The 9,913-nt window shown below is 54.6% G+C and carries 17 protein-coding genes; 2 read left to right on the forward strand and 15 right to left on the reverse strand.

What is annotated here, in order from left to right; translation table 11 throughout:
- Positions 1-29: 29 nt before the first annotated feature.
- Genes AC2FC2_RS20760 through AC2FC2_RS20795 form a run of 8 tightly spaced genes read right to left on the reverse strand, consistent with a single transcriptional unit; the run spans position 30 to position 4,970 of the window.
- A complete protein-coding gene (locus tag AC2FC2_RS20760) occupies positions 30-326 on the reverse strand; it encodes a hypothetical protein (protein WP_490659837.1) in 297 nt (98 codons plus the stop codon).
- Between the two features lie 11 nt (positions 327-337).
- The gene (locus AC2FC2_RS20765) at positions 338-784 is read right to left on the reverse strand and encodes a Bbp16 family capsid cement protein (RefSeq protein ID WP_490659838.1); all 447 of its coding nucleotides are present in this window, start codon (positions 782-784) and stop codon (positions 338-340) included.
- A gap of 53 nt (positions 785-837) precedes the next feature.
- Positions 838-1,821, reverse strand: a complete 984-nt coding sequence (locus AC2FC2_RS20770; protein ID WP_414618612.1) for a major capsid protein — start codon at positions 1,819-1,821, stop codon at positions 838-840.
- Positions 1,822-1,827: 6 nt separating this feature from the next.
- On the reverse strand, positions 1,828-2,544 hold the full coding sequence (locus tag AC2FC2_RS20775) for a peptidase (RefSeq protein ID WP_490659839.1): 717 nt from the start codon (positions 2,542-2,544) through the stop codon (positions 1,828-1,830).
- A gap of 9 nt (positions 2,545-2,553) precedes the next feature.
- Positions 2,554-2,817: a head fiber protein gene (locus tag AC2FC2_RS20780; protein ID WP_490659840.1), complete on the reverse strand. Its 264-nt coding sequence runs from the start codon at positions 2,815-2,817 to the stop codon at positions 2,554-2,556.
- Positions 2,783-3,082, reverse strand: coding sequence for a Bbp19 family protein (locus AC2FC2_RS20785; protein ID WP_490659841.1), 300 nt, complete (start codon positions 3,080-3,082; stop codon positions 2,783-2,785). The genes AC2FC2_RS20780 and AC2FC2_RS20785 overlap by 35 nt, the downstream gene beginning before the upstream one ends.
- On the reverse strand, positions 3,079-4,764 hold the full coding sequence (locus AC2FC2_RS20790) for a portal protein (protein WP_490659842.1): 1,686 nt from the start codon (positions 4,762-4,764) through the stop codon (positions 3,079-3,081). Before AC2FC2_RS20790 ends, AC2FC2_RS20785 begins: the two co-directional genes overlap by 4 nt.
- Positions 4,765-4,766: 2 nt before the next feature.
- Entirely contained in the window at positions 4,767-4,970 is a 204-nt protein-coding gene (locus tag AC2FC2_RS20795; RefSeq protein WP_129941407.1) for a hypothetical protein, read from the reverse strand.
- Positions 4,971-5,304: 334 nt separating this feature from the next.
- On the opposite strand from AC2FC2_RS20795, the gene AC2FC2_RS20800 reads away from it, so the two are divergent.
- Positions 5,305-5,493 (forward strand): hypothetical protein, encoded by a 189-nt coding sequence (locus AC2FC2_RS20800; protein ID WP_490659843.1) that lies wholly within the window; start codon positions 5,305-5,307, stop codon positions 5,491-5,493.
- 10 nt (positions 5,494-5,503) lie between these two features.
- Positions 5,504-5,881 (forward strand): beta-sandwich lipoprotein, encoded by a 378-nt coding sequence (locus tag AC2FC2_RS20805; protein WP_490659844.1) that lies wholly within the window; start codon positions 5,504-5,506, stop codon positions 5,879-5,881.
- 40 nt (positions 5,882-5,921) lie between these two features.
- Here the strand turns inward: AC2FC2_RS20805 and AC2FC2_RS20810 are convergent, their stop codons facing one another.
- The 7 genes from AC2FC2_RS20810 to AC2FC2_RS20840 all read right to left on the reverse strand — a co-directional run.
- Positions 5,922-7,394, reverse strand: coding sequence for a terminase (locus tag AC2FC2_RS20810; protein WP_207979830.1), 1,473 nt, complete (start codon positions 7,392-7,394; stop codon positions 5,922-5,924).
- Positions 7,391-7,939 (reverse strand): terminase small subunit, encoded by a 549-nt coding sequence (locus AC2FC2_RS20815; RefSeq protein ID WP_490659845.1) that lies wholly within the window; start codon positions 7,937-7,939, stop codon positions 7,391-7,393. The genes AC2FC2_RS20810 and AC2FC2_RS20815 overlap by 4 nt, the downstream gene beginning before the upstream one ends.
- Positions 7,940-8,047: 108 nt before the next feature.
- Positions 8,048-8,431 (reverse strand): hypothetical protein, encoded by a 384-nt coding sequence (locus AC2FC2_RS20820; protein WP_174574604.1) that lies wholly within the window; start codon positions 8,429-8,431, stop codon positions 8,048-8,050.
- Complete coding sequence (locus AC2FC2_RS20825) at positions 8,421-8,972, reverse strand: hypothetical protein (RefSeq protein WP_490659846.1); 552 nt, start codon at positions 8,970-8,972, stop codon at positions 8,421-8,423. The genes AC2FC2_RS20820 and AC2FC2_RS20825 overlap by 11 nt, the downstream gene beginning before the upstream one ends.
- Complete coding sequence (locus tag AC2FC2_RS20830) at positions 8,969-9,301, reverse strand: ClpX C4-type zinc finger protein (protein ID WP_490659847.1); 333 nt, start codon at positions 9,299-9,301, stop codon at positions 8,969-8,971. The genes AC2FC2_RS20825 and AC2FC2_RS20830 overlap by 4 nt, the downstream gene beginning before the upstream one ends.
- Positions 9,302-9,303: 2 nt before the next feature.
- Positions 9,304-9,702, reverse strand: a complete 399-nt coding sequence (locus AC2FC2_RS20835) for an ead/Ea22-like family protein (protein WP_490659848.1) — start codon at positions 9,700-9,702, stop codon at positions 9,304-9,306.
- Between the two features lie 25 nt (positions 9,703-9,727).
- A partial coding sequence (locus AC2FC2_RS20840) for a hypothetical protein (protein WP_490659849.1) occupies positions 9,728-9,913 on the reverse strand: 186 nt, incomplete at its 5' end.

The following is a 9,913-nucleotide window of genomic DNA, read 5'->3' on the forward strand; positions in this document are numbered from 1 at the left end:
GGAATAGAGGGGCCGAAGCCCCTATGAGATTAAACGCCTAACTCTTTACGCTTTTCATCGATAGCAGCCTGCAACTTAGCCGCGCCGGTGTTGAAGTGTGGTTTCTCGTTGAACAACTCTTCATACTGCTGACGAAGCTTTTCCAGGTTAGTGCTGTCGTCACCGCCACCATCACCACCGCCCTCTTCCAGCAGGTGGCCTTCGCCATCGATCAGTTGAAGATTGTCGCCAGCCTTGCCGTCGTATTCGATGGTATCGCCCTCTTCCAGCAGGTGGCCGTTGATGAATGACTTACGTGTGACGCGGTACATTTTCGTTTGTGACATGTCACGCCCCATTAAACGGTGATTTGGAAGGCGCTTGCATAGCTGCGTTGTGCGTCAGCATCCAGCAGCAGGCCAGCAGTGAAAGCACCAGCAGTAAGCGGGCCAGACGCAACTGTATAGTTGACGCGCAGGTAGCGCTGCACACCGTGCGGCACAGTACCGACGTAGCGATAACCCACCTTAAGGTCAGCAACGGCAATCGCACCGGTTTGTAGCAACGTGGTAGCGCTGGCGAAATCGCTGGTCTTTGAAGTTTGCAGACTGATTGTCACGGTAGCCGAACCGCCAGCCGCGCCATTGGTTGCCACTTGGGCGAAGAATTCCACTGGGTAGCCAGGACCGATATCACGAACATCGTTACCGGCATATAACGGGCCGAGGTCGATAACGTCGGTAGACGGCGCGGTTGCCGTAACAGCCTGCGCCTGCGAGAACATATTGAGATAATCGAGGATCATTTTGTCTCTCCATCAATGAGAAAGGAGAGCCGCACCCGGCGGCTCAGCCGGGATTAAGAAACCTGTGATTCAGTGCTCAGCAGAGCATCGCAGGTACGCACTGGCACGCCACGGAACGAGGTCCAGAAGATACCCTCGGTTTCTTTCACGGTGACCGCCAGTGAGGATTTTTCAGTCGCCTGGATGTCCAGGTACTCAGCCGCATCTCGGTTCATATAGAACACCGCTTTACCCATCTGCAGGTTAGGAATGCGATGAAGCGCCTGAACCATTAGCTTGGCCAAGTTAGGGCCGTCGTCTGCACCAAGCTTGGTTGTGTCGATGTTGGCGATGCGCACGGCATAACGCCAGTCACGAACGGTCAGGCCGTTATCCCACTTGTAGTGGGTACGATAACCTTGATACTGGCCGCCATTGGCATCTTTCAGGGTTTGCTCGCCAAGGTCGTTATGGCTCAATCCAGCCTTCTGTCCCTTCGGGAAAATGCCGTGTACGGTATTGCTGCCCCACACCACCAACCAGACAGAAGTCAGGTTCGAACCGGTGCCACCTGCATCAACGATGTTCTGCGCGTTCTTTGCAGACTTGTCGTTATAACGAGCCGATAAGCCGGTGAACCGCTGTGGGCTTACGCGAGTGTCGCCGTAGAAGATGGTTTCAGCCATTGCCTGGTTCATCGCTTCCAGGAAGGCGTTGTCTTCTGACAGACGGAACTCGGCAGAGTTACCATTCAGATCGGCCAGAGACTTGTCAATCTCAGCATATGTTTCCAGCATGCCGGTGCTGTCAGTTACCTGGGCAGTGGTTGATTTGCTCGATGGCACGCCGTAGTTCAACAGGCGCCATGTTGCTGCTGGCAGGCCAGTGCGCACAGTTGTGCGGTGACCAGTAGGCAAGTTGCCTTCAACAAACAGCATGTCGGTTAAGACAGGGTTTGTCTGCGAAAGCAGCTCTACGATGGTTGGTACTTTACCATCGGGATCGGTGCGCTTTGCCCAGTCAGCTAGCGTCAGCGCGTTAGTGCCTTTAATAGCCATTCGGTATTACTCCTTATTGCCGTATAGAATGTCGGCCGCGCTACGCTGACCGCCTTGATTTGGCACGACGAAGCTGTCTTCAGCCATCGACTTGCCGACTTTTGCACAGAAGCGAACCAGTGCCGGGTGATTCCCCAGCCCGCTCGCATTCAGGTATTCACGCAACTCAGGGTTGCCAAACTGATCCAGAGCACGCTGCGCCAGTCCTACGCTGGCGTTGAACTTGTCGCCGCCAATCTCTTTGTCGGCCTTGACCTGCTCGCCCCACTCGGCAACCTGCTTGCTCCAGGCTTCGGCCTGTTGCTGCTGGATCTGCGGGTAGATGTCGACCAGCTTTTGCGCCTGTTCTTGGGTCAGGCCCAATTCTTTGGCGATCGGCTCGAAAACAGATAGCGCATTGGCATCAAGCTCTTGGCCTTCTGGCGGAGTGAACTCGTATTTCTCCGGCGCGGCAGGTTTCTTTTCCTTTTCAGCTTTTTCCGCTGCTTCCTTATCGGCTTTCTCTTTCGCGTCTTTTTCCGCTGCGAGTTCTTCGGCTGTTTTCTCGGTGGCCAGCTTCTCTTCGCCAGCCGGATTATCACCATTGGCAGCATCACCAGAAGCAGTCCCATCTGCCGGAGTACCAACAGCAGCTGCTGGAGTTGTCCCGCCACCACCTTCACCACCGTCGGCTGGCGTTTCACTGCACAGGCGGTGATGTATTAAACGTTCGAGCAAATTCATGTGCGCCTCTTAACTCGTTGCGATAATTCCGGCATTGCGCAGGGCTGTCAGCAATGCGTTATATTCTGCTTGGGTAGGTGCTGCTTCGGCATTAGCCACTGCTGCCCCCTGCTTTACACCACCAACAACCGATGCAGTTGCAGCTACCGGCGCGAACGTGTTCGGCTTCCCAGTGATGTCATCCCATGCCACGGACGATCCGCCACCACTTAAAACCTCAACGACTTGCACGGCGCCGTCATTCCGGATCACTTTCTGGCGTTGTGTTGCCATGATTAGCCTCTCTGTCTTTCTCGGCCTCGGCGGCCATTTTTAAATACAAGTCCGGGCAACTGCCGAACACGTCATTGAATAAAGCCAGGCCCGCGTTGCGATTGCCTTCCAGAAACATCGTGGTATTCGTGTCAGTGCGGAACGTGGTTTGAAAGACACCAGCCTGAGTCAACAATCCCCAGATAAATCGGCGACCAATTTCAGTGCCCATCACCTGCTTCACGTCTTCCGCGTGGCGCTGCTGCAATTGTTCGCGAGTCATCATTGCTGCGCCCCTTGACCTTGCTGCATGGCCTGTTGAATGCTGGTCAGTAAGTTAGGATCGCCGGTTCCTGCCTGGCTTAGCGTCTTCGCAATGTCAGCGGCACCAGATCCCATCTGTAGGCTCTGCGCTGCCTGCTGCTGCTGTGCACGCTGTTCACGTTCTGCCTGTACCTGTTCATCAGATTTGGTGATAGTCGTCGGCACGCCAAGCATGTCCCCGTATTCATCGATCGCCTGATCTACATCGAGTTTGTCAGCAGCCTGCTGGAACCCGGCGGCGGTCATATTCCCGATAAAGCCAACGAACCGCTCGATAGAACCAATGCCAACGGCTTTCTGGGCCTGAGCCATCACGCTGGTATATTCCACGCGCAGCGGCTGGCCCTGTAATTCTTCTGGCGGAGGCGGCAACATGCCGCGACGGTTCATGATGTTGAAGATTCGATCGATGGCAGGGTCGAGCAGCTCATCATTCAGGCGGTCGAGTACCGGCCCGATCTGCAGCATCTTCTCGTCGCGCATCTCGTTGACGGCTTCGATCGGCATGCTGCGGGTGTTGATGTTGCTGAACATGTTGAACAGCGGAACGAAGTAGCATTCGTTGGTGAGCTGGCGCCCGTCCTGAATGCTTTCCAGTAATTCGCTAATGCGTGGGTTAATTTCGTATACAGGCTTAAATCCCTGGGTATCTCCGGCACCGTTGTAATATGTGACGTCCCCTGGAAGCAGGGAAAGGCGCTCATTCTTCATCGAGCTTGGGGCCATCATCGGCGGGTTAACCAGCTTGTCGATCGCCTGGTCTTTGCGCTTCTGCTGAAGCTGCAGCGCCTTAACACCACCCAAAGCCAGAATGCCAGGGCAGGATGAGCCGTAAGCATCCTCACCGTTGATGTCCCAGCGCGGCACAAGGATTGGCATTTCATCGAAACCGGACTCACTCAGCAACTTGTCGCCAGAACCGCCCGGCTCGTAGTAAACGGAGCTGTATCGCTTGTTCTTCGAATTCAGCTTCCCGGTGTCGCGGTTGGTGTTCGGCAATACTGCATGCACCACTTCAAACCACGTTTCATATGCGCCGGTATCCCATGCGGATTTAACGCTATCGCTGACATTCTCCAGACCGAACTTTGCCACCAGTTGGCGGCAGGTCATGGAAAACTTGCGGAACACGGTATCAACCTGCAGGCGGTCGCTGTTCGAGATGTAGTAACTCCCGATCGGCAGCACATGCGTGCGGATCACGTCTTCGTCATCTTCCAGTATGGAAATCGCTCCAGTGGCAAACGTGCCCAGGTAGCGATAGAGAACGGTCAGCGACTGGTACCAGTTCGATTTGTTCATCACGTCGTTCATAAGTTCAACGACCTGAGAAAGCCACATCTTGACCGGCCAGCTATCCATCAACTGTTTGTTCGGCGTGTTCAGTGAGAACCATGGCCGTGTCGGGCTTGTGATGCCGGACAGCATGCCTGATTCGAGAGTGCGTGAAGCAAGGCCGCCGGTAGGGTCAACAACCTTGGTGTTGCGTTTGTTGCGTCCGGCATCTGTAGTCAGGAAGCGCCCACAGTTAGGCAGGATGAAATCACTCAGCTCTTTCCAGTGCGAGTCATAAGACGAACGCGCAGTAATAAGCTGCGATAACTGATTCTGCAGAAACTGCTTGCGGGTTTCCTGTTCAGCCATGATTAGCCACCCAACAGAGTTTTGCCGGTGGTGCTGGCCTGCCCGGTTGCGCCTTGCGCACCAGTGAGGATCGTGGACTGCTGACCGGCAGCGGCGCGGCGGCGAGCTTTGTCCTTGTCGGCGGCATCAACGACAGCGGCGTCCTGCGACTGTGGCGCAGCCTGTACCTGTGGAGCTGATGAAACCTTTGGCGAACTCATGCACATGCGCGTAACCCTCCCAAATAATTACCAATTAAACCATATGATGCTTATTTTGACTATTTTGTTGACGTTATAATCAAAACAAATTACCTTTATGGTAATCATTGAGAGCGTAAGCCGAGCCAGCCTCTATCACTTTACACAGTATAAAACTGGTATCGGTGCTCTCGATGATCTATCGCGAAGCTTCATCCGAACTTAAACAGGTGCCTATTGCTGGGGAGTATGTCGGTACTTGGTGGATGTGGCTTCGCGATAGCTGAGACCGTTAACACCCTAAAGCTGTGTGTACCACTTCGCCCGCCTTGCGCGGGCATTTTTTTAACGAGGCCCCGCCATGACTAAAGCATTAATCGAATTCACCCCAGACCACCACGACAAGCAACAAGAGGCTATGGCTCGATACCACGCCAAGCTTGATGCTTTGCGCAGCGTACTGATCGACCGCGGCGCCTGTGAAAGCAAACAAGACCTGGAAGCGATCGCCGAAAACATCAGTGCCGCATTCGACAAAATTAAACTGTGAGGTAGATGTGATGAAAAAATTATTAATGCTGCTGGCAGTTCTGGCGCTATCTGCCTGCGATGTTAACGATGCTGATGTTGTATCAAAGAACCTGAGCACAGCATCTGACAACTTCGAAGTTAATCGCCGGTTTGTTTTTTATAACGGCATAACTGGTGACTACGTCCTTACCATTGAGGGGCTTTGCTCGAAAGATAATACCAGCACAGCAACAACGCTTGGCGTCATCTGCATGGTTGGCCCGAACCAGTACAAAAAGCACATGCTCGGACTTAGCGATAACGTTACATGGTTCATGGAACAAATTGACGGCGTTAAGGCAAGCAAATATTTCTACCGCGTCACCTTCAAGCCTTCAGTAATTGTTCCTGATATTGATATCAGATGATGCCAAGCATTGAAGTAACAGCCCGCATCCGCGGGCTTTTTTATGCATACGGATCGTAGTCGGTAACGGCGGCCCCGCGCTTCTCACCGGGTAGAGCATGCTGGCGTTTCGTCACTGGATAAGCGAACGTCAGCACAAAGGCATCACCGCAGCCGGGTGACCGCCCTAACCGCTTCTTAATGTCGGCCTTCTCTTCAAGCACGATTTTCCCGTCTACCCTCACCTTGTACTCAGCCGCTGATAAATCCTCCGCCGTCTCGCGTTCGTCCAGTGCGCCGCCGAGCTTAAGCCATGCCTTGGCATTGTTGTACATCTCACCGCGCTTATTCAGCATCTGTGGATCACTCGAGGCGCTACCAAATGGCACCAGAGTCCATGAGCGCCCCCACCCCGCACCGATCGAGTGGATGCCTGTGCCATATCCGAAATCGATATGCACCGCGTCTGCCTGGTACTGGTCCTCGTAATCGGCAATTCGCTTGGCCATGATCAGCTCGTCGGTTGTCTTGCTACCGCGCCAGAGCAGTTTCGCATGCAGCCCGCGCCGCATGTAGATCACTGCGTCATCCGTGCCGGAGTATGCCGGGTCAACACCGATGATGGTCGGGGCATGGGCCACGTCGCGCTCGGTAACCACCCGCGCCAGTGCTGCATCGGTCAGGCCCGTTGGGATGAACTGCGTCTCTGAAGCATCAGGGAAAACACCACGCACGCGAACCTTGAAGAAGTCGCTATCCTCGCCGTTGTCCTGCTCCCACTTGGCGATCTGCTCTTTGTTGGTGCCTTCCACTGTACGGCTATCTATCTGTTTACCCTTCCAGCGGTGCCGGTACTTGCGGAAACACTCGCGGAACCGGCCCATGTTGCGCGTCGGGTTCCCGAACGCTACCCAGATAATCTCTGTCCCTTCATCGGTCAGCGCGCCCTCGGCAACTTCCCACACCAGATCGGCAATGTTGGATGCCTCATCGAAAATCAGGATGATGCGCTTACCTTTGTTGTGAAGCCCGGCGAATGCCTCGGTGTTGTTCTCCGACCACGGAACGGCGTCGGCGCGCCAAGATTTGGCATGCGCTGGGTCATTGGCATAGATAGCGGTTGCCGTGCAGTTAAACCAGTCTTTGGTGATGGATAAGCGCTGCCACTTGGCGATCTCCGGCCAGGTCTTGGTGCGTAATTGGTTCTCGGTGTTGGCGGTAACTACTACCTTGCAGTCTTCGCAGGTATCCATGCCCCACTTCACCAGCATAGAGATCCAGGCAGATTTACCGATGCCGTGGCCAGATGCCCGGGAAATCAGTAACGGCTGGTGCCGAGTCTCCGGGTTTTTAAGGTGAGCGCCGATCTCATCGAATGCTTCGCCCTGCCAGTGTCGCGGCCCGGCAGAGTCGTGAAGCTCGGTGCCTTCCTCGCCCCAAGGGAAAGCGTATAGCGCGTATCCGTGCGGGTCATGCGTGAAGCTGGCGATATCCTCAACCAGTTGCTGCTCGAGCTGTTCTTCGTCGTCACTCACTTGGTGTTTTTCTCCAATGCGCGCCGGCGGGCGTTGGCCATGCGATCAGCCAGGGCCACGTTAACGTTGACGTCCATCCGTTCTTTGAATGCCTGCACATCGACGTGCTTACCGATCAGCTCGAGGTTCTTCACTTTGTTCGGCCACTTGATCTTCTTCAGTATGTTCTCAAGCGTGGTTTCATCGAAATTGGTGATGGTCGTGGAAATGTCCAGCCCGCTTAACGTCGTGCGCCAAACCTTCGGCCATTCGCTTATCGGCTTCAGGCCGCCGTCATCTTTCAGGATGTCCAACACATCCATCTGGTCGATTTCAACCAGGCGTTTAAGCACGTAGTCGGCGTCGATCTTGGTACGTTTGTTCCGGTGCTGCATCAGTTCTGCAATGCGTTCCTGCACCTTTGGGCTATCCATGTTGCGCGATGCGGATACGGCCGCATTCTTATAGCCGGCAGCGGCAGCCGCCGCCGTCTGGTTGTTCGGGGTCTTGATGTACTCTTGGCAGAAACGTTCCATCTGCGCGTTAAGTTTACCGTCTTTAGCCATAATAATTACCTCCTTGGTAACATCATAACACGCAGTGAAAAACCGCCAAGCGGCGGGCGTTGTGCTGTGTGACTTGTTGTGACTCGTCACGCGTTATCATGTGACACGTCACAGCGTCTTTAACATCAGGTCACGCCAAATCTGCGTTTGACCGCAGGCCGCTTCGCCATTGCGGAAACACCCACCCGCCGGGCCTGGCATCGACTCACCGCACTGGCATTTGTGGCTTGCCAGTTCTGCAAGCTGTCGCTTTAGCTGGTTGATGTCCTGCACCGCCAGCAGTTCGAAATATTCATCGACGCTGTACGGCTCTTTGCCTGGACGCCGTGCCACGCAGTTGGCCTGGATCTGCTCGAAGATGTGATCGCTAACCTCGAACGTAATCCGGTGCCGACCGCTTGCAGCGACGCTGCTCGCCGCTTCTCTTTCGCGCTGGCGCTGTGCGCGCTTCCGGTCTCTGGCGTCGGCCCGGCGCTGGTCTTCACTTTTCATTGTCGCCCTCCGGTGCTGTTGCCAGCATTGCTTTATAGACGAGCGTGACCTTATCCATCCCGGCATCCATGGCCTTTACGCCTGCAGCCCACTGCTTTGGTGTCGGCTCAACCGGCACCAACTTGTAACCGCGACTTACAGGTTGAGCCAGCATTGCGGCGCGGCAGGCATTGACCGCTTCGCGCAGCTTTTCGCGGTGATGCTTGGCGGCTGTGCCGTTATTCCAGTCAGTACCCATTGCCATGCCGCTGGCATGTTTCAGCAGTTCTAGGAAGCAATCCGGCACTGCTGGCGCTGGCGGGGCGGTACGACGAGCATATTTAAACCCGGCTCTGAACGCGTCAGAAAGCTGGCTGTGTCCTTCGACCTTCAGGCGATGCAGTTGCAATGCAGCATTGAGTTCGTCCTCACCGATGCTGACTATTGGCTGCGCTTCCCGATTAACCAGGAGTTCGCGGGCCATTGCAGCAGCATCGCCGCACTGTACGTGGTCAGTTTCTACGATTTGGCGTAGTTCTTCTGTCATTAGTTTCTGTGTCATGAAACAACCTCCAATCCGCTAACCTTCCCATCATTGACAGCCTGGTAAATCGCCGAGATCAGTTCTTGCGGCTGATATCCATCCGGCATGCTTTGCTCAATTTCAGCAAGGGCTGCGATAGTCTTTTGCTGGGCATCTTTATCTCTATCTGCAAAAATGTCATTGCATAGAGACACGCACTCGCGACAGATTCTCACGCTACCCGGGCCGCCAATTGTTTGGCTATCTGGCTTGCGAGTATTGCAAAACACGCATGGCGTGCCGTCAGCCAGAACCGCATGCTCTGGGTACTTCACGAATTTCAATCCATCCATCATATTCATGACCATGGCTACTCATCCCCCGCAAACTTGAATCCTGCCGCGCTGATGGCTCGTTCAACTGCACGGTCAAACTTCGCTACCTGGAACACGCCATCGAACCAAAATTCATCATCGTTCTTGTTCGGCAACCGCACCGGCGTAGCCAGCCGCTTTTCCAGTTCACGAATGCGTTCATAAGCGTGGGCATTTGCAGCGCCCTCGTTATGTAGCTCAACGCGTAACCGGCCTACCGTTAGCGCGAGACTTTCATTCTCGGCATCACGCTCTTTCGCGTACTGCTTTGACGCTTCCAGCTCTGCCAGCAGGGCGGATATTCGCTTCTCTGCTGCGTGGGCTATTTGCTTCCATCCTCTTAGTGAATTCATCGCATCTGCTAGGTTGTCATTGGGTTCGCTGAATTTATCCATTGCGATTCTCCTTCTTGGTAGCGTATTAAGCGGCTTTGGCTATTGCCGCTCTGTGGACGGTTATGTCGAGCGCTGCACCGTGGATGTGCCGCAGAACCTGTTCCAGAGTTGAGATGTCGTGTAGCAGGGCGGATACGTACTCTTGCGAGTAGAGGGGGCTAACATCCTTTACCGACTCACATTCAGCGTCTGGAGCTTCATCATCTAACTT

The organism is Serratia sp. CoH_122_TC_1 (genome assembly GCF_058191755.1).